Raw genomic sequence first — 19,257 nt, 5'->3', positions numbered from 1 at the left:
GGCTTTCCGACGAAGTGAACTCGCTCAGGTGCCCACTTCGCTACTGCTTACACAGTGTTGACTTGAAAGGGGACGGCTCCATTCTCAGAAAATAGAGCCGTCCCCTTTTTACCCATTACTTTTTTTGGACTGTTCCGCCCGATAGCGTCCTGACTGTCCTTTTACTCCCACGCCCTTTGCTGCGAACATTTTTGCACTGACCCAGCCCTGGATAAGAAAAAGATGGATCTTGCTGTCGAGTTTCCCGAGTTCTTCCTGACCAATTGCACGCTGCGGCGGATTTATCGCAATGACGTCGAGGCGATTTTTGCCGGGCTTTCCAACCCCCAGGTAGTTGCCCACTACGGCGTGTCTTACGACAACCTCGAAGCGACGGACGAGCAGATGCGCTGGTATGACGCGCTGCTGGAAGAGCACCGGGGCATTTGGTGGGGCATTACCTTGCCGGGGCGTAACGAACTGGTGGGCGCCTGCGGTTTCAATGATTGGTCACACTCCGATCGCAGCCTGGAAATCGGCTATTGGCTGATGCCGGAACACTGGGGACGGGGGCTGATGCGAGACTGTCTGTCCACCATCCTCCGCTTTGCTCTGAGTCGCCTCGGCGTACACCGCATCCACGCAGATGTTGAGCCGGAGAACCTCGCCAGCACACGTTTGCTGGAGCGGCTCGGCTTCGTGTTGGAGGGAACCCTGCGGGATGTGGAATACAAGAACGGGCGCTTCCTCAGCCTGCACCAGTACAGCCTGCTGGCCACTGACCCGGCGGGGCGAGCTTTGCTGGAGGACGACACACCGACCCTTCGCCCCTCCCGGGGCGCTGATGCGCGGGCGCTCAGTGCTTTGGCTCAGCGCAGCAAGGCCCATTGGGGATACCCCGAAGCCTGGATGAAGGCATGGGAGGCCGCGCTGACGTTCCACCCCGGGCAAATGACCGGCCACTACGCGGTGCTGGTCGCAGTGGATGGCCGGCTACTGGGCTTTTATGGGCTTGAGAACGGCGAGGACGGCTGGCAGTTGGAACATTGCTGGGTCGACCCGCAGTCTATGGGAGGTGGTCACGGACGGCGCCTGGTGGGGCATGCTCTGGCTGTAGTGCGAGGGCTGGGTGTGAGCACTCTGGCGGTAGAGTCGGATCCGTCGGCTCGGGGCTTCTACGAGCTGCTCGGTGCACGGTATGTGCGCGATGTGCCACGTCCAGTATGTGGCGAGCCCCGGTATCTGCCGATCCTTAAGTGGGAGTTCAGTGACTAGACCTCATTGAAGAGTAACGGGTGCAGGTCGATGGGTTGCTGGCAGGCCACTCGCCGTTTGCTGCACCTTATCAAACACAACCATCGTCTCAACCTCTCTCACCGCCGCGCAGACAACTGCTGCGGCGCCAAAAACGCATCATGGAAATAATTGCGAAACGCATGCATCGCCGGGCTGAACGCCTGTTCGCGGTGCCACGCCAGGCCGACGCTCATCGGGGTGACTTTGTCGGTGATGGTCAGGGTTTCGATGCGTTTGCCTTCCAGCGACCAGGGGCGGTGCACCAGATCCGACAGGATCGCCACGCCGCTGCCGTTGGCGACCATGCTGCGCACGGCTTCCACTGAGCTGGTGCGGACGCGCACGTTGGGTTGTTGGCGGGCATTTTCCCAGTAGCGCATGGCGCTTTGTTCGGCCTCGTCGACGGTCAGCAAAATGAAGGGTTCCTTCGCCACGTCGGCCAGGCTGACCGCCGAGCGCTCGCATAGTGGGTGGTGGCTGGGTAGCCATAACCGACGTTCGGAGTTGAAGAGTGTTTCCGAGACGATGTCCGGGTGGGTGAGGTTGGCGGTGAGCACCACGGCCATGTCAAAGCGGCCTTCGAGCAGGCCTTGTTCGATGGCTTGGCGTTCCTGTTCGTGGACTTCGATGGTGACGTCGGGATGCCAGTGTTCCAGCCGCTGCAGGTGGTGCGGCAGGAAGTAGCCGAACACCGTGTAGCTCGCCGCCAGGCGCAGCACGCCGCTGGCGCGGATGTCCGGCAGCGGGCTGTTCAAGGCGTCGTCGACGCTGCGCAGAATCACGTAGGCCCGGTTCAGAAAGTGCCGCCCGGCGTCGGTCAGGCTCATGCCTTGCGCCGAGCGCTGGAACAGCAACGTGCCGAGTAGGCCTTCCAGTTCCTTGATCGCCGTGGTCACCGCCGACTGGGAAATGTTCAGGTGAATCGCCGCCTGAGAGATCTGCCCGATCTCGGCGGTGGCGACGAAATAGCGCACTTGGCGCAAGGTCAGGGACATGGGCACTCCGGTCGACGAGGTCGCAGTTTCAGGCTATCTGTTTTTCAGAAGATGACCTATCTGATAATAGATCTTCCCAAGGGGTGATCGGGAATCTACTTTGACCTGCATGAAGTCACAAGCGTCAGGAGTAAGCGTCATGCAAGCAGTAGATTTCAACTCGGACATGGGTGAAGGCTTTGGCCCATGGACCATCGGCGACGGTGTCGACAACGAACTGATGGGCTTCATCAGCTCGGCCAACATCGCCACCGGTTTTCATGCCGGCGACCCGGGCACCATGCGCCGCACCGTCGAACAGGCCAAGCGCCTGGGCGTGGCCATCGGCGCGCATCCGGGGTTTCGCGATCTGGTCGGTTTCGGCCGTCGGCACATCAACGCACCGGCTCAGGAACTGGTCGACGACATGCTCTACCAGTTGGGCGCCCTGCGTGAACTGGCTCGGGTTCAAGGCGTGGCGCTGCAACACATCAAACCCCACGGCGCGCTCTACATGCACCTGGCGCGGGACGAGGAGGCGGCGCGTCTGCTGGTGGAAAACCTGCAGCGCCTGGAGCCGGACCTGCTGCTGTATTGCATGCCGGATTCGGTGATCTGGCGGGTCGCCACAGAACTCGGCCAACCGGTGATCCGCGAGTTCTACGCCGACCGCGAATACGACCTCAGCGGCTCCATCGTCTTCACCCGCAACGTGCGTGCCTACGACCCGGAGCACGTCGCCGCGCGCGTGTTGCGCGCCTGTCAGCAAGGCGTGGTGCGCACGGTGGAGGGTGAAGACCTGGCCATCGAATTCGATTCCATCTGCCTGCACAGCGACACCCCGGGTGCCCTGGCGCTGGTCGAGGCCACGCGCAAGGCGCTCGACAACGCCGGGATCGAGGTGCGCGCACCACGCTGATCGCCCGCGAAAACACCTGGCACACAGACGCCAGCGTTGCCCCATCCATGGATTTTTTGCCTGCCTTTCTACAACTATTCCAAAAGGAACAGACATGGCCGAACACACTGTAATCACCCCGTTGCCCGGGACCTTCTATCGCAAAGCCACGCCGGAATCGGCGAACTACGTCGAGCCGGGCGCGCAGGTCAGCGCCGACACGGTGATCGGCCTGATCGAGGTCATGAAGCAGTTTTCCGAACTGACCGCCGGGACGGCCGGTCGCCTCAGCGCATTTCTGGTGGAAGACGGCGATCCGGTGGAACCGGGTCAAGTCATCGCAACGCTCGACGACGAGTGAGGGCGTGATCATGACCCAAGGTATTCATAAATTGTTGATCGCCAACCGTGGCGAAATTGCGGTGCGGATTATTCGCGCCGCCAGGGAGCTGGGGATTCCCACTGTGGCCGCGTGCAGTGAAGCGGACGTCGATTCCCTCGCCGCGCGCATGGCCGATGAGGTACACGTCCTCGGCCCGGCGCGCGCCGATAAAAGCTATCTGAATGTCGAAGCCTTGCTCGGTGCTTTGAAAGCCACAGGCGCCAACGCGGTACACCCCGGTTACGGCTTTCTCTCGGAGAACGCCGATTTTGCCGAAGCAGTGGTGGCGGCCGGGGCGATTTTTGTCGGGCCGAGCGCCGAAACGATCCGACGTATGGGCGATAAAGCCGAAGCCCGGCGCACCGCGCAAGCGGCGGGGGTGCCGGTGGTGCCGGGCTCACCGGGTGAGCTGTTTGACGTCGAATCGGCACTCAAGGCTGCCGAAACCGTTGGCTTCCCGCTGCTGATCAAAGCCTCGGCCGGTGGCGGCGGGCGGGGCATTCGCCTGGCGGAAAACGCTGCGCAGCTTGCCGAAGAGTTTCCCCGTTCCCAGCGCGAAGCCCAGGCTGCGTTCGGCAACGGCGCGGTGTACCTTGAGCGGTTTATCGGTCAGGCCCGGCACATTGAAGTGCAGGTGTTGGGCGACGGTCAGCACGCGGTGCATTTGTTCGAGCGTGAGTGCTCACTGCAACGTCGCCGGCAGAAAATTTTCGAGGAAGCGCCGTCGCCAGTGCTCAGCCAACAGCAACGCGAGATCCTCTGCGCGAGCGCCGTGCGCCTGACCGAGTCCTTGGCCTACAAGGGCGCCGGCACTCTGGAATACCTGTATGACGATGCGACCGGCGAGTTCTTCTTTATCGAGATGAATACGCGGATTCAGGTCGAGCACCCGGTCAGCGAGTTGATCACCGGCATCGATCTGGTCCAGGCCATGTTGCGCATTGCTGGCGGCGAACCGCTGGGTTTCAAGCAGAGTGACATTCAACTCAACGGCGCCGCGCTGCAAATGCGCTTGAACGCCGAAGATCCGCAGCGCGACTTCTTCCCGAGTCCCGGTCTGGTCGAGGAACTGATCTGGCCGCAGGGCGAAGGCATTCGTGTCGACACTCACCTGTATCAATACTACCGCGTGCCGCCTTACTATGACTCGTTGCTGGCCAAGTTGATCGTGCACGGTGCTGACCGCGCCGAAGCATTGCGTCGGGCGAGGGCAGCGGTGGAACAGACCACACTGTCCGGCATGGCCAACACCCTGACGCTGCACAGCGAATTGCTCGAGCAAGCGTGGCTACACAGCGCCGACTTCCACACCGGCACCCTGGAAATCTGGCTGGCGGCGCGCCGCCGTGGAGGTCAAGCATGAGCACGCCAATCCGCTACAGCTTCGGTGCCGATGAGCATCTGTTTGCCGAAGTCAGCGACAGCATGTCCCTCGACGCGTTCTTCAAGGGGCTGGCCGTCACCCGCGCGGTGGAGCGTCTGGCGCTGGATGGCGTGCTTGATGTGTGCCTGGCCAACGCGTCGTTCCAGATCCGTTTCGACCCGGACCGCATCGCTCCGCACACCTTGCTGGAAGCGGTGAAAGGCGCCGAAGCCGAGGCCGTTTCCGAGCGTACGCTGCAGACACGGATCATCGAGGTTCCGGTGCTGTACAACGACCCCTGGACCCACGAAACCCTGATGCGTTTCCGCGACCGGCATCAGGACCCCAGCGCCACCGACCTTGAGTACGCCGCACGGATCAACGGTCTTGCGGATGTCGAGGCGTTCATCGCCGCCCACAGCGGCGCACCGTGGTTCGTCTCGATGGTCGGCTTCGTGGCCGGGCTGCCGTTCATGTTCCAGATGGTGGAGCGCGAGCGCCAGTTGCAGGTGCCGAAGTACCTGCGGCCACGCACCGACACACCGAAGCTGACCCTCGGCCATGGCGGATGCTTCGGCTGCATCTACTCGGTGCGCGGTGCCGGTGGTTATCAGATGTTCGGCGTCACGCCGGCACCGATCTACGACCCGCATCAGACCCTCGCGTACTTGAAGGAACACATGGTGTTTTTCCGCCCGGGGGACATCGTTCAGTTCAAGCCGATCGACCGTGACGCCTACGACCGCGCGGTCGCTGAAGTGGACGCCGGGCGCTTCGATCTGCGGATTCGTCCGGTGGAGTTTTCCCTGGACGCGTTCCTCGCCGACCCGATCGGCTATCCCAAGTCGTTGCAGGAGGTGCTGGCATGATCAAGGTACTCAAACCCGGCCTGGCGACTTCGGTGCAGGATCAGGGGCGCGAAGGCTATTACCACCTGGGCATCCCGCCTTCGGGGGCGCTCGATCAATACGCCTTGAGCGCGGCCAACCAACTGGTCGGCAACCCCGCGAGCCTGGCTGCGCTGGAGTGCACGTTGCTCGGGCCTGAGCTGGAGTTTCAGCAGGACGCGCTGGTGGCGGTCTGCGGTGCGCACATGACGGCGCGTGTCGACGGTGTGGAAATGCACCATGACACGGCGTTCGAGGTGAAGGCCGGGCAGGTGCTGCGTTTCGATTTTCCGAAGGCCGGCGCCCGGGCTTATCTGGCGGTGGCGGGCGGCATCGATGTGCCGGTGGTGCTCGGCAGTCGTTCGACCTATGCGTTGGGTGGGCTGGGTGGCTTTGCGGGACGCCGACTGGTCGCCGGCGACGAATTGCCGATCGGCACCGCCAGCGGCAAGGGCCGAGCCGGGGCCAGCCTGCCCATGGCGCTGCGCCAATCGCTGGGCGGCGAAATCACCCTGCGCGTCGTGCCGGGGCTGTATTACGAGCGCCTGAGTGACGCCGCGGCGAAGAGCTTTTTCGCCGAGCCATGGACGGTGGGCTCGGAGGCCGACCGCATCGGCTATCGCTTCAAGGGCGGCAGTGCGCTGAGCTTCCAGCCCCGCGAACAGCCGTTCGGCGCCGGCTCCGATCCGTCGAACATCGTCGACAGTTGCTACCCGATCGGTTCGATCCAGGTGCCGGCGGGGCTTGAGCCGATTGTCCTGCACCGCGACGCGGTGTCCGGTGGCGGCTACGCGATGATCGGCACGGTGATCAGCGCCGACCTCGACTTGATCGGCCAGATGCAACCCAACCAGAAGGCCCGCTTTGTCGCGGTGACCCTCGAAGAGGCGCTGGAAGCGCGACGTTCCTATAAGAAAAAACTCAGCTGCCTGAGCAAGCTGTTCCCTTCCTGATTCTGCCCGCCGCATCGCGCGGGCCCTGCCAAACGGTGAGCCAACGCCGCACTCCGGTGCGGTGACGGCTGCCCGCGCTTCAACCTTTGACTGGTTCTGGAGTTCACGCATATGGCTGCTTTATCGCAATCGAGTCAAACCGGGCAAGACCCGGCCCATCATCCCGTGCCGGCCGAAGCGCGCATGGGGCGACTGTCGCTGACCATGGCCTGGTGGGCGGTGTGCAGCGCGATGTTCTACATCGTCGTCGGCGCGTCGCTTGCGCTGTCGTTCGGTGCGCGCAATGCGCTGATCGGCATGGTGCTGTCGGTGATCAGCTACGGCTTGGTCAACAGCGTGCTCAGCCGTTTCGCGATTCGCAGCGGCTTGTCGGTGGCCTTGTTCTCGCGGCTGTTGTTCGGCAGCACCGGCGCCAGCCTGGCGACGCTGATCTTCTTTTCCACGGCGATCTACTACGCGGTGTTCGAAGGCTCGGTGATCGCCGTGGCGCTCAATCACCTGTATCCGCAACTGATCTACCCGCTGGCCGCCCTGGCCGTGGTGCTTTACAGCGTGCCGATGATCCTCGGCAGCGTGCAGCACTGGCTCGACAAGCTTAACGGCGTCTTGCTGCCCGTGTATCTCGGCGGTCTGCTGGTGGCGGTGGGGCTGTCGGTCAGCCGTTATGGCTACCAGCCGCAATGGCTGGATTTCGGCCCGGCCACCCCCGACGCGTTCGGCTGGTGGCACTGCTTCGTCGCCTACATGGGCGTCTGGATCCTGATGCTGTTCACCTTCGACTACGCGCGTTTCGGCCAACCTGAAGACGCCGACTACCACGGCCGCTGGAACTTCGGCATGCCGTTCTACGCGGTGACGTTCTTGCTCAACGGCGCGGCGGGGATCTACCTGGTCAGCAGCATTCCCCATGACGGCGCGCTGAACGAAGTCTCGGTGGTGATGGCGATCCTGCAGTTGATGGGCCTGTGGGGGTTGCTGTTCGTCTGGGCCACGCAAACCCGCATCAACACCGCCAACTACTACCTGGCTACCTTGAACATGCAGGCGTTCTTCGGCCGTTTCGGCGTGCGCGGTTCGTACCTGATGTGGGCATTGGTGGTCGGGGTGGTCGTCTACGGGCTGATGCTGGCGGACGTGTTCGCCTACCTTCTGAAGGCGTTGGCCTATCAGGGGATTTTCGTGGTGGCTTGGGTCGGTGTGGCACTGGCGCAGATTCTCTGCGGACGCAATGATGCGGCGGCGCTGGAGCGAGTGGCGGCATTCAATCCGGTCGGGTTGAGCGCCTGGTTCGGCGCGACGGCGCTGGGGCTGGCGTTGATGTTTGCCGGTGGTGGACTGAGCAGTTTTTCCGCGCCGGCGACGGTGGTGGTGGCGTTTGCTCTGCAGGTGGGGTTGGCCCGGCGAGGCCGATTGCGGCTAGGGCTGGCGGAGTAGTGTTTTGCAGTCAGTTATCGCTTAACCGCGTGTTCCAGAAACGAGAAGACGCAAGTCACTGGGCGCTGGCGCGACTTCACTTCACCGAGGGCAAAGGTGTCCAGTGGAAGTTTTTGTCCCGGTAGATTCTCTGGCATCCGGGGGAACGTAAGGGCGCCGGGTCACTCACAGATAATGTTGGTTTGCGATCGATAAAGGCAGAAGAAATGGCGCAACTGATTGATCTACTGCAATGGCCGGCCATGTTGCTCACCGTCGCAGCGGCCTGGTGCACCGGCTCGCGTCAGTCAGGATATCGGCGAATGGGCTTTTGCTTCTTCATCGGCAGCAATGTGTTGTGGGTGGTATGGGGCTGGCAGGTCGACGCATGGGCTTTGATCGTGCTGCAGTTCTGTCTATGCGCCATGAATCTGCGAGGCTGGAAAAAAAATACCCCAGGGAAGAACCCTGCCTGAGCCGGTTCAGCTCAGGCAGGCGCCGTGTCCGATGAACTACGGCGTGGGGTCGCCACCGGTGACGCCGAAGGTTTCACCTGTGATGTAGCTGGACTCCTGTGAGGCCAGCAATACGTACAAAGGTGCGCACTCGGCGGGTTGTCCTGGGCGTTTCATCGGTGTGTGTTCACCGAAATGCGGGATCTTTTCCGGAGGCTGGCCACCGCTCGGTTGCAGAACGGTCCAGATGGGCCCGGGCGCAACGGCGTTGACGCGTACGCCCTGATCGATCACTTGTTCGGACAGCGCTTTGGTGAAGGCAACGATAGCGGCCTTGGTCGTCGCATAATCGAGCAGGGTCGCCGACGGATCGTAGGACTGGATCGAGGCGGTATTGATGATGGTTGCGCCCGCAGGCAAAAGAGGCAATGCCGCTTGGCACAGCCAGAACAACGCGTAGACATTGGTCTTGAACGTTGCGTCGAACTGTTCGGTACTGATTTCGTTGATGTTTTTTCTAGCGACTTGCTTGCCGGCAATATTGACCAGGATATCCAGACCGCCGAGCTGTTCGTGCGCTTGGCGAACCAGGGAGCGACAGAATGCTTCCTCCGTGATGTCGCCAGGCAGGGCAATGGCCTTGCGCCCCTCGGCTTCGATCAGGCCGACTGCCTGTCGAGCATCCGGTTCTTCGACCGGTAGATAATTGAGGGCGATATCTGCACCTTCCCGGGCAAAGGCAATCGCCACCGCACGGCCGATGCCGGAGTCGGCCCCCGTGATCAGGGCCTTGCGGCCTTTCAGCCGGCCAAAGCCTACATAGCTTTTTTCGCCATGATCCGGCTCTGGACGCATGTCGCTGTCCAGCCCTGGGGCCTCTTGGGTCTGGGCCGCAAACCCCGGTCGCGGATATTGAGTTTGTGGATGCTGCATCTCGTATTGGTTCATGGGGCACTCCAAAAAGAACAGGAAGAATTCCCGCTACGTGAACGTTGGAAGGGGTGCCCCAAAGAAAGGTTTATTTTCATTGTTTTTTGATGCGACGAACGGGCGCACAGTTGACGGATGAATCGCGAAAGGCCCCGCGTTTGCGGCGCAACAGCGATAAAACTGACGGCTTGGACGGTCAAAATGTGAAGCAAGACGATGTATTCAAAATCTTTCTGTCCTGCGGGCCCCATGACTTTTACAATCCTTCCAATTGAGTGAGCACGTCGCCCAAACGCAAAGGAATACAAGATGAAGTCGACTCCGAAACGCCCCAGCTCCCTGCCGCAACGGGAAGGCGTTACACCTAGTCATTTGTCGTTCCCGGTCGTTGGAATCGGCGCTTCGGCGGGCGCCCTCAATGCATTGAAAATCTTCTTCGAACAGATGCCTGCCGACAGCGGTGGGTAGCCACGTGGCGATTGACCTGTTTTTCCGTGATCTGGCTGATGCGCACAAGGAACATGCCTTCTGCATCGTGCTGTCCGGGTCCGGCAGCGACGGTGCCGTCGGACTGTCGCGGATCAAGGAACAGGGTGGCGTGACCCTTGTGCAGACACCGTCGGACGCCGAGTTCGACGGCATGCCGCTGGCGGCCATCGCGACATCGATGGTGGACGTCGTGCTGCCCGTCGCCGAGATACCCCAGAAGATCCTCGAACTGTGGCGCAACTCGCAAACCATAACGCTGCCCGCACCGCATGACATGCCGACAGACACCCCCCGGAAAAGAGCAGGCGGTCGCCGAGCAAACGCTGCAGGATATCCTGCTGTTGCTGTGCAACCGCACGGGGCATGACTTCAAGCACTATAAGCGCGCCACAGTGCTGCGGCGCATCGAGCGGCGCCTGCAAGTGACCGCGCAACCGGACCTGCCGACGTATTTCAGTTAACGCCTCAACTACCCGCAGCTGGCGGACGACGCGACCTCGGTGTTCGAGTCGCTGAACATGATGGAGCGAGAGGTCAGCAGCATCGATCACCGTTGGTACATCGCGCGCCTGTTGCCTTACCGGTCCAGCGAAAACCACATCGACGGCACGGTGCTCACGTTCATCGATATCACCAAGCGCCGAGAGGCCGAAGAAGACCTGCGGCTGGGCCAGGAACGCATGAGGCTGGTGGCCGAGAGCACGCACGACTTCGCGATCATCATTCTCGATGAGCAGGGCCTGATCACTGACTGGAACACCGGTGCCGAGCTGATTTTCGGTTACAAGAGCACTGAGGTCATCGGCGTCTATTACGACCTGCTGTTTTCGTCGGAAGACCGCAAAGCCGGGGTTCCCGAGAATGAATTGCGTCAGGCCCGCGAGCACGGGCGATCCTACGCGGCTGGAGCAGATCATCTGGAATCTGCTGCACAATGCGCTGAAGTTCACCTCGCAGAACGCCCGTATCCAGATCATCCTGGGTGTCAACGACGGCCACGCGCGGCTGCAGATCATCGACAACGGCATCGGGCTCGCGCCGGCGGACATCGAACATGTCTTCGACCTGTTCAAGCAGGCCAAGCCGAGAACGGGCACCCATCAGCGCGATGGCTTGTGCATCGGCCTTTCGCTGGTTCGCCAACTCGTGCAGGCCCATGAAGGCTCGGTCAGCGTCAAATCGGCGGGGCTGGGCCACGGTTGCGCGTTCACCGTCTTGATTCCGCTGTCGGACCAGACGATGGATGTCGATCAGAATGAACCCAAGGCCGAGCAGAAAGGGCGGCTCAAGGGGCTCAAAGTGCTGCTGGTGGACGACTCCCCGGAAGTCGTCGATGTCATGCGCATGTTGCTTGAGATGGAGGATGCGCGGGTCAACTCTTTCAGCGAACCCTTGCTGGCCCTGCGCAACGCCACGGATGAGCACTATGACGTCGTTTTGTCCGACATCGGCATGCCGGTCATGGATGGGCATGAGTTGATCCAGGCGTTGCGTCAGACCAAATTGCACAAGTTCACCCCCGCGATCGCTTTGACCGGGTACGGCGTTGCGGCGCAAGTGCAGAAAGCCAAGACAGCGGGTTTCGATCGGCATTTGAGCAAGCCGGTGCAATATGAAGCGTTGGTGGAAGCCATCGAGGAACTGTGCAGCAGCATGTTGAAATGAGTGTGGCTGGCGTGTCTCTTCAGCGGCAAGGCTTGCGGGGGACGAGCGCCGATGCGCCCCTTGTCTCCTGGAGCAAGTGATCCACCACTTGCGCCAGCGCGAGCGGCGTCGGCAGCCTGTCGCTCAGCGCCTGTCGGAAGACCTTCCGTTGGCGGTCCGCACTCGTGCCGGCGGCGACCATCTCGCGCGCCTGATCGAAGAGGTCAGGCATCTGCAGGCGCTCAGCGGTCGCGCCCATGACGTGTTCGGCCTGTTCCAGCCACTGCCCGATGGAAACAGTCCGCTCGTGGCCTTCGACGAGAAACGCGCCCAGCAGGCCCGAGCGTTTTGCTCTCCAGCGGTTTTCCTCAAGCAGGATCCGTGAGGTCGGTGTGTACGAAGTGCCTGGTCGTTCCTGCTCCAGGGCGTGGGCGACCAGCAAACGATAGAGAGAGGCGAGTGTGAGGGCGTCGGCCAGGCAGGGGCACGCGTCGGTCATGCGCAACTCCAGCGTGGGGTACCTGGCGCACGGGCGTATCGCCCACCAGCACTCGCTGGGCCGTTCGATGACGCCTGTGCGCGAGAGCAAGGCGATGTGGGCATCGTAATCGTCCTGCCCGGCAAACAGCGGCGGGATGCCCATGCGCGGCCATTCATCGCACAGCGTCTGGCGGAAACTCATGTAGCCGCTGTCCGCGCCGTCCCAGAACGGTGACGAACAGCTCAAGGCCAGCAGCAGCGGCGTCCAAGGCAAGACTTCATTCATGACGCGTATCCGGTCGACGTGACCAGGCACCTCGACATGCACATGCAGCCCCGATAAAACGCTACGTCGCGCAACATGGGCGTATCGGCGGAAGATCTGCCGGAAGTGTTCTTCATCGGTCGCCGTTTGCCCGCGCCAATCGGCGAGCGGGTGACTGCCGGCGCTGATGGCGCCCAATCCATACGGCAACAGGCTGCTGATCAAGGTCTCGCGGGCGCCGGCAAGGTAATCCGTCGCCTGGCCCAACGTATTGAACGTCGGCGAGGCGACCTCGATTTGTCCCTGGAACATCTCGAACGCGAAGTGTTCGCCGAGCGCGTCCCGGCATGCCTGGACTGCCTCACGGCATGGCTGGCCCACCATGGCGCGGGACGCGAGGTCAGTGATGAAATACTCCTCTTCGATACCGAATCGCGGGCCTTCGCTCATGACCATGCTCCTCGCGGTACGCCAATCGGGTGCCTAGCGGTAATCGTCACCGGCGATCGCACGCAGGTACGCCTGATCGGCTTCGATGCGCAGGTCTCGCCATTCTTCCCAGCTCACGATTTGCCGACGGTGCATCTCATCGCACTGGCGCAACAACTCATCGTGGTAGTCATTCGGGCAGTCCATGCGCAATGCCTGGTTGTCCAGTGCGCGGTGCCAGCGGTCGAGTGCCTGAAGCTTCATCTCTTGTGTGGCGGTCAGCTGGTGGTTGAAGGCGTGCATGGCGAAGCTCTTCCACGGGGCGTTTCAACGTTGAGCACCGGCCTCGCCATGGGGTTCAGCGAATCCGACAAAGGGCTGCCGACCGTTCAGCCTTTGCTGTGTTCCGGTGAAGAAGGGCCTTTGGTGACACCTCGGGGGCCGGAGATGCCCCAGATGACCGCCCCCAAGATCGGCAGCAGCACAAGCGCCGACCACCAGACCTTGCTCAGCGTATGGCCGTCGCTTCTGAACACGCTATTGATGATCCACAGATCGAGCAGAAGGACGATCACTGCGCCGCCGATCAGAAAGTATGTGGTTTCCATGATGCACCTCCATCGGTTGTAGAGGTTTTGGGTGAGACGGCGAACAAAGGTTCAGCCGCAATGACTGCCGGACGCGATCGTTCGGTGTCCCGTTGCCGCTCATGCAAATAAAAGGAATTTTCCCTGTCGCATTTTCTCTTTTGTTTAAGACGTTCGATCTGCAGCCTTCACAGGGGAAACAGCTCCATGACATCGATAGAGTGCCTGAGCACCGTGCCTGCCGCGCTTCACGAGAGGCCGAACCGTCCGAACCATGAGATCTACGCAAGACTGCTCACGGACGACCCCGAGGCGGGCGCCATCGCCCAAGCCTTTTTGCAGCCGCATTTGGCGGCGGCCGGCGACATGGCCGATGAGTTGCCGGCCGATCCCGAGCAACTCCTTCACTGGTCGCAGGCCCGCTGCGCCGCCGTCGCGGCGCAGTACGCGAGTTATCTGGCGTCCCGGCAGGCCGGAGAAGGGCGCCGCTACTTTCGGAACACCGCCCATGCCTTGTACTTTCTGCAGCATGTCGGGCCGACCAAGGCCGTTGATGGCGCCTGGTTGGCGGGGGTGCTGCACCATTGGCAAGACGTCCGTTTCGATCACTTGCAAGCGATCTATCTTGAGGAACTGGGCGAGGGCGTGCCCAGGCAGAACCATGTGCTGATCTATCGCCAGCTGTTGGCTGAGCACGGTTGTGACGACCTGTCCGACCTTGGCGACGAATACTATCTGCAAGGTGCGATACAGCTGGCGTTGGGGCATGGCTGCGACGCGTTGTTGCCTGAGGTCATCGGTTACAACCTGGGTTACGAGCAATTGCCGCTGCATCTGTTGATCAGCGCTTATGAGCTGCGCGAGCTCGGTATCGACCCGCATTACTTTCGCCTGCATGTGACCATCGACAACGCCAGCACCGGGCACGCCCGCCGCGCCGTGAAGGCTCTGCAGGACTTGCTGCCGGCGGGGGAGCAGCGGGCCGCCTTCTATCGGCGCATGAAATCGGGCTATCGGCTGAACGACCTCGGGCCCGGTTCCACGGCGGTGATCCAGGCATTCGACTTGAAGCGCGAGGCCCTGGCGATGCTGGAGCGCAAAGCCGTGTTCGGGCGACACATGCATTCCGATTACTGTCGGATCGAAAACCGCACCATCAACCAATGGCTGGCGACGCCGGGCCAGATGGAAGCCTTTCTCGATGCGTTGATCCGCAAAGGTTGGATCAAGCGCGGCGAGGATCCGACCCAAAGCCGCTTCTGGCGACTCATCGACGGCAGCCCGGCGGTGATGTTCGGCGTGTTCAGCGTCTACGAAAAACAGCTGTTGCATGATTGGATCGCCGACGGCTGGCAGGACGGCAACCCGCGCGCCGGAGGGGCGCGCAACCCTACCGGTGAGGACATCGGCCAGGTCAGCGACAGCGAGACCCTTACCCTGCACAAGACCCTGCAAGCGCAATCGCCGCTTGAACAGATGAACACGTTGATCCCCTGGCTGGCGCCGCAACGTCACTGGCGCCCGGCAGGGCTATTCGCCACCCGCCGATTCATGCAGCTGCGCAAAGCCTTGCGCTGAACATTCAGGAGGTTCCATGACCGCGCAACAGCGGATCGATCGCGAATTGCTTGAGCTGGGCATGCACCTGCGCCAAAGCGGTTACCGGTTCATCACACCGACGCCCTTGACCCACGAGCGGGTCATGCAACGGGCGCAAAGGCCCTTGGCGAAGGATCAGCGCGACGTCTTCGGCTGGTCGATGCCCTTCGACAAAGGGTTGTTTGCGGCCGACCGGTTTCAAGCGCTGGAGCGCGCAGGCATTTTCGAACAGCAAGGCTCGCTATGGCGCAGCACCGTGCGCTGGTCGTCGTTGAATGACCTGCTGTTCGTGCATTCGGCCTATCCGACCCGCCAGACCGATGCCGTGTTTTTCGGTCCGGATACTTATCGGTTTGCCCGGGCCATCGAGGCGCACCTGCAACGGCGGACGGCACCGGTGACGCGCGCGGTGGACATCGGCTGCGGCGCCGGCGTCGGCGCGGTATTGATCGCCCGGGCGCGGCCGCAGGCCCAGGTGGTCGCGGTGGACATCAATCCGCGCGCGTTGCGCTTGACCGCCGTCAATGCCGGGCTGGCCGGCACCGACAACATTGCGATTTACCACAGCGACCTGCTGGCCAGTGTCGAAGGTCGGTTTGACCTGATAGTCGCCAACCCCCCTTACATGAACGACCCGCAGCAACGTGCGTACCGTCACGGCGGCGGAGCCCTGGGAGAGGCGCTGTCGGTGCGTATCGTGCGTGAGGCGCTAGCGCGCCTGAGCGCGGGCGGCACGCTGCTGCTGTACACCGGCGTGGCCATGGTGCGCGGTGCGGATCCTTTTCTGGACCGGATCGAAGCGTTGTTCGACAGTGGTTTCAGCTGGGCCTATGAAGAGCTGGATCCGGACGTCTTCGGTGAAGAGCTGCTCGAGCCCGGCTATGGGCAGGTCGAGCGCATTGCCGTGACGCTGCTCACGGTCACCCGCAACTAATCGAAACTTCGCCGGCCGCGGGGCTGTCGAGACCTTTACACCTTCCGGGTTCGCCTGCACTGCATGCGTGCCGGGGAAGCCATGCGCAAAGGGGACAGCGAGGGTGAACATGACAGTCACAGTGGGCGATTACCTGGTCGAGCGGCTCAGCCAATGGGGCGTGACACGAATTTTCGGTTATCCGGGGGACGGCATCAACGGGGTCTTCGGCGCGTTGAGCCGTGCGCGGGGCAAGATCGAATTCGTGCAGGCCCGACATGAAGAAATGGCCGCGTTCATGGCCTCGGCCCATGCCAAATTCACCGGAGAACTGGGCGTATGCATCGGCACCTCCGGCCCCGGCGCTTCGCACTTGATCACCGGCCTGTACGACGCCCGGCTCGATCACATGCCGGTGCTGGCGATTGTCGGGCAGCAAGCGCGTACGGCGCTGGGCAGCCACTATCAGCAAGAGCTGGATCTGGTGTCGATGTTCAAGGACGTCGCCGGTGCTTTTGTGCAGCAGGCCTCGGCACCTGCCCAAGTGCGGCATCTGCTGGATCGCGCGGTACGCACGGCGATCGGCGAGCGGCGCGTGACCGCACTAATCCTGCCGAACGATTTGCAGGACATCGAATACAAGGCGCCGGCGCGGGCGCACGGCACAGCGCATTCCGGGGTCGGCTACTGCAAGCCGAGAATATTGCCCTACGACGCGGATCTGCAGAACGCGGCCCAGGTGCTGAACGCGGGCGAGAAGGTCGCGATGTTGGTGGGCGCCGGAGCGCTGGGGGCAAGCGATGAAGTGTTCGCGGTTGCCGAAAGGCTCGGCGCCGGTGTGGCCAAGGCTCTGCTGGGCAAAGCCGTGTTGCCGGACGAGTTGCCGTGGGTCACCGGCAGCATCGGCTTGCTGGGCACCGAGCCGAGCTACCGGTTGATGATGGAATGCGACACCTTGCTGATGGTCGGCTCGGGGTTTCCGTATGCCGAGTTCCTGCCGAAGGAGGGGCAGGCGCGCGGGGTGCAGATCGACGTGCAGCCCGACATGCTCGGCCTGCGCTATCCGATGGAGGTCAATCTGGTGGGCGACGCTGGCGAGACGCTCGCCGCGCTTGCGCCGTTGCTCGAACACAAAACCCAGCGCAAATGGCGCAAGAAGATTGAGGGCTGGCGCGCCGCTTGGGAGAAAACGCTCGAGAAGCGCGCCATGGCCAAGGCCGATCCGGTCAATCCGCAGCGGGTGGTGTACGAGTTGTCCCCGCGCCTGCCCGAGCAAGCCATTGTCACCAGCGATTCCGGCTCCTGCGCCAACTGGTTCGCCCGCGACCTGAAAATCCGCAGAGGCATGAAGTGTTCGCTTTCCGGCGGCCTGGCCTCCATGGGCGCGGCCGTGCCCTATGCGATCGCGGCAAAGTTCGCCTTCCCGCAACGCCCGGTGATTGCCCTGGTGGGCGACGGTGCGATGCAGATGAACAACATGGCCGAGCTGATCACGGTCGCCAAGTACTGGCGGCAATGGGAAAGCCCGCAATGGATCTGCGCCGTGTTCAACAACGAGGACTTGAACCAGGTCACTTGGGAGCAACGGGTGATGGAAGGCGATCCGAAGTTCGAGGCTTCGCAGGACATTCCCGATGTGCCGTATCACCTGTTTGCGATTTCCATCGGCCTCAAAGGCATTTTCGTCGATCGCGAAGAGGACGTGGCGGCAGCCTGGGAGCAGGCGTTGGCGTCGGACGTGCCGGTGCTGATCGAGTTCAAGACCGATCCGGACGTGCCGCCGCTGCCGCCGCACATCAAGTTGGAGCAGGCGAAGAAATTTGCTGCCACCTTGCTCAAGGGGGATGCCGACGAAGCCGGCGTCATCGTGCAAACGGCCAAGCAGGTACTGGGCGCGGTATTGCCCGGCAAAGCCAGATAGCGAGGTCGACCTCGGCCCATGGACACCCTCGGTTCCGCTCTCATGGCCGCGCGAATCCAGTTCGCGGTCACCATCGGTTTCCATATCGTGCTGGCGGCCTTCACCATTGGCCTGGCGAACTGGTTGATGGTGCTGGAGGCGTTGTGGCTCAAGAGCGGGCGCGAGACCTATCTGGACATCTACCGCTACTGGCTCAAGGTGTTTGCCTTGACCGTGGCGGTCGGCACTGCCTCCGGCCTGATTCTGGAGTATCAGTTCGGTCTCAACTGGTCGCGGCTGTCGGTCAAGGCCGGCGATGTTCTCGGGCCGTTGATGTTCTACGAAGTCCTCGCGGCGTTTTTTCTCGAGGCCGGCTTCCTCGGCATCATGCTGTTCGGCTTGAAGAAGGTCGGCCCGCGTCTGCATTTTTTCGCCACGTGCGCGGTGGCGGCGGGGTCGTTGATCAGTGCGTTCTGGATTCTCTCGGCCAACTCGTGGATGCACACCCCGGCGGGTTTTTCCCATGGCCCGGACGGTCGGTTCATTGCCCAGGACTGGTGGGCGATCATCTTCAATCCTTCGTTTCCCTATCGCCTGACGCACATGACGCTGGCCGCCTGCTTGGGCACCGCGACGCTGGTGGCGGGGTGCAGCGCCTGGCAGTTGCTCAAGGCCGCCGGCAACCCGCGGGTGCGCGTGCAGTTATCCATGGCGATGTGGGTGTTGACGGTGCTGACGCCGGTGCAAATCGTCGTCGGCGACTTGCATGGCCAGCACAGTCTGCAGGTGCAGCCGCAGAAAGTGGCGGCGATCGAAGGTTCATGGACGCGTCCCGCCGAGGGCGCCGGCGAGCCGCTGCGGCTCTTCGCCTGGCCCGACATGAGTGAACGACGCAATCGCTGGGAGCTGGCGATCCCGCGCATCGGTTCGCTGTACCTGACGCATGACCTGAGCGGAACCATCGCTGCGCTCGACGAGTTCGCGCCACAGGACATTCCGCCGGTGGCGCCGGTGTTCTTTGCGTTTCGGCTGATGGTCGGCCTCGGGCTGTTGATGCTCGGGCAGGGGCTGGCCAGTCTGCTGCTGCGCCGGAACAAGCGCTTGTACCGTTCTCGCCGCTGGCTAGGGGCTTGCGTGCTGATGGCGCCGGCAGGTTTCCTGGCCATGCTCAGCGGCTGGACGGTGACCGAAGTGGGGCGTCAGCCGTTCACCGTGTATGGGCTGCTGCGCACCGCCGACAGCCTGTCATCGGTGTCGCGGGCGCAAGTGGTCGGGTCGACCTGGCTGATCCTCGGGTTTTATCTGGTGGTGTTCGCGATCGGGCTTTGGGTGTTGCTGCGCCTGTTGCGTGATCCCCCGGACCGCGGCGAGCCCGGGCCGCAGCCGACGCTGCCCGACGAAACCGGGCACTCCTGAGGACG

Annotated in this window: 17 protein-coding genes and 1 pseudogene; 13 read left to right on the top strand and 5 right to left on the bottom strand. The window is 62.4% G+C overall.

The window, feature by feature from the left end; all coding sequences use genetic code 11:
- Positions 1-222: 222 nt before the first annotated feature.
- On the top strand, positions 223-1,254 hold the full coding sequence (locus tag CAG33_RS19325; RefSeq protein ID WP_085582334.1) for a GNAT family N-acetyltransferase: 1,032 nt from the start codon (positions 223-225) through the stop codon (positions 1,252-1,254).
- A gap of 98 nt (positions 1,255-1,352) precedes the next feature.
- Here CAG33_RS19325 and CAG33_RS19320 read toward each other — a convergent pair whose 3' ends face one another.
- Positions 1,353-2,270: a LysR family transcriptional regulator gene (locus CAG33_RS19320; RefSeq protein WP_085582336.1), complete on the bottom strand. Its 918-nt coding sequence runs from the start codon at positions 2,268-2,270 to the stop codon at positions 1,353-1,355.
- A gap of 139 nt (positions 2,271-2,409) precedes the next feature.
- Between CAG33_RS19320 and CAG33_RS19315 the strand changes: the two genes are divergently transcribed.
- From CAG33_RS19315 to CAG33_RS19285, 7 genes are all read left to right on the top strand, one after another.
- On the top strand, positions 2,410-3,168 hold the full coding sequence (locus tag CAG33_RS19315) for a 5-oxoprolinase subunit PxpA (protein ID WP_085582338.1): 759 nt from the start codon (positions 2,410-2,412) through the stop codon (positions 3,166-3,168).
- A gap of 94 nt (positions 3,169-3,262) precedes the next feature.
- Entirely contained in the window at positions 3,263-3,508 is a 246-nt protein-coding gene (locus CAG33_RS19310) for an acetyl-CoA carboxylase (protein WP_085582340.1), read from the top strand.
- 10 nt (positions 3,509-3,518) lie between these two features.
- Entirely contained in the window at positions 3,519-4,892 is a 1,374-nt protein-coding gene (locus tag CAG33_RS19305; protein WP_085640129.1) for an acetyl-CoA carboxylase biotin carboxylase subunit, read from the top strand.
- Positions 4,889-5,761, top strand: a complete 873-nt coding sequence (locus CAG33_RS19300; RefSeq protein WP_085582344.1) for an allophanate hydrolase subunit 1 — start codon at positions 4,889-4,891, stop codon at positions 5,759-5,761. Before CAG33_RS19305 ends, CAG33_RS19300 begins: the two co-directional genes overlap by 4 nt.
- A complete protein-coding gene (locus tag CAG33_RS19295) occupies positions 5,758-6,732 on the top strand; it encodes a biotin-dependent carboxyltransferase family protein (RefSeq protein WP_085582346.1) in 975 nt (324 codons plus the stop codon). Before CAG33_RS19300 ends, CAG33_RS19295 begins: the two co-directional genes overlap by 4 nt.
- A 111-nt stretch (positions 6,733-6,843) precedes the next feature.
- Positions 6,844-8,166 carry a cytosine permease gene (locus CAG33_RS19290; RefSeq protein WP_085640126.1) on the top strand — a complete coding sequence of 441 codons (1,323 nt, stop codon included), beginning with the start codon at positions 6,844-6,846 and terminating at the stop codon, positions 8,164-8,166.
- 206 nt (positions 8,167-8,372) lie between these two features.
- Positions 8,373-8,621: a hypothetical protein gene (locus CAG33_RS19285; RefSeq protein ID WP_085582350.1), complete on the top strand. Its 249-nt coding sequence runs from the start codon at positions 8,373-8,375 to the stop codon at positions 8,619-8,621.
- A gap of 36 nt (positions 8,622-8,657) precedes the next feature.
- Here CAG33_RS19285 and CAG33_RS19280 read toward each other — a convergent pair whose 3' ends face one another.
- A complete protein-coding gene (locus CAG33_RS19280) occupies positions 8,658-9,548 on the bottom strand; it encodes an SDR family oxidoreductase (RefSeq protein WP_085582352.1) in 891 nt (296 codons plus the stop codon).
- 291 nt (positions 9,549-9,839) lie between these two features.
- Between CAG33_RS19280 and CAG33_RS28795 the strand changes: the two are divergent.
- Positions 9,840-11,684: pseudogene (locus CAG33_RS28795) on the top strand (chemotaxis protein CheB).
- Between the two features lie 19 nt (positions 11,685-11,703).
- On the opposite strand, the gene CAG33_RS19270 reads toward CAG33_RS28795, so the two are convergent.
- The 3 genes from CAG33_RS19270 to CAG33_RS19260 all read right to left on the bottom strand — a co-directional run bounded on the left by CAG33_RS19270 (position 11,704) and on the right by CAG33_RS19260 (position 13,445).
- Positions 11,704-12,858: a carboxylate-amine ligase gene (locus CAG33_RS19270; RefSeq protein WP_085582358.1), complete on the bottom strand. Its 1,155-nt coding sequence runs from the start codon at positions 12,856-12,858 to the stop codon at positions 11,704-11,706.
- A gap of 33 nt (positions 12,859-12,891) precedes the next feature.
- Positions 12,892-13,140 carry a hypothetical protein gene (locus CAG33_RS19265; RefSeq protein WP_085582360.1) on the bottom strand — a complete coding sequence of 83 codons (249 nt, stop codon included), beginning with the start codon at positions 13,138-13,140 and terminating at the stop codon, positions 12,892-12,894.
- Between the two features lie 86 nt (positions 13,141-13,226).
- A complete protein-coding gene (locus tag CAG33_RS19260; protein WP_085582362.1) occupies positions 13,227-13,445 on the bottom strand; it encodes a hypothetical protein in 219 nt (72 codons plus the stop codon).
- A gap of 186 nt (positions 13,446-13,631) precedes the next feature.
- On the opposite strand from CAG33_RS19260, the gene CAG33_RS19255 reads away from it, so the two are divergent.
- From CAG33_RS19255 to CAG33_RS19240, 4 genes are all read left to right on the top strand, one after another.
- A complete protein-coding gene (locus tag CAG33_RS19255; RefSeq protein WP_085582364.1) occupies positions 13,632-15,002 on the top strand; it encodes an iron-containing redox enzyme family protein in 1,371 nt (456 codons plus the stop codon).
- A gap of 16 nt (positions 15,003-15,018) precedes the next feature.
- On the top strand, positions 15,019-15,957 hold the full coding sequence (locus CAG33_RS19250) for a class I SAM-dependent methyltransferase (protein ID WP_085582366.1): 939 nt from the start codon (positions 15,019-15,021) through the stop codon (positions 15,955-15,957).
- Positions 15,958-16,066: 109 nt separating this feature from the next.
- Positions 16,067-17,857, top strand: a complete 1,791-nt coding sequence (locus tag CAG33_RS19245) for a thiamine pyrophosphate-requiring protein (RefSeq protein ID WP_085640123.1) — start codon at positions 16,067-16,069, stop codon at positions 17,855-17,857.
- Between the two features lie 42 nt (positions 17,858-17,899).
- Positions 17,900-19,252, top strand: coding sequence for a cytochrome ubiquinol oxidase subunit I (locus CAG33_RS19240; protein WP_256575733.1), 1,353 nt, complete (start codon positions 17,900-17,902; stop codon positions 19,250-19,252).
- Positions 19,253-19,257: the final 5 nt, after the last annotated feature.

The organism is Pseudomonas sp. B3(2017) (assembly GCF_002113595.1).
Taxonomy (GTDB): domain Bacteria; phylum Pseudomonadota; class Gammaproteobacteria; order Pseudomonadales; family Pseudomonadaceae; genus Aquipseudomonas; species Aquipseudomonas ekonensis.
Note: the sequence above shows the minus strand (reverse complement) of the source record. Positions and strands in the feature narration are given on the sequence as shown.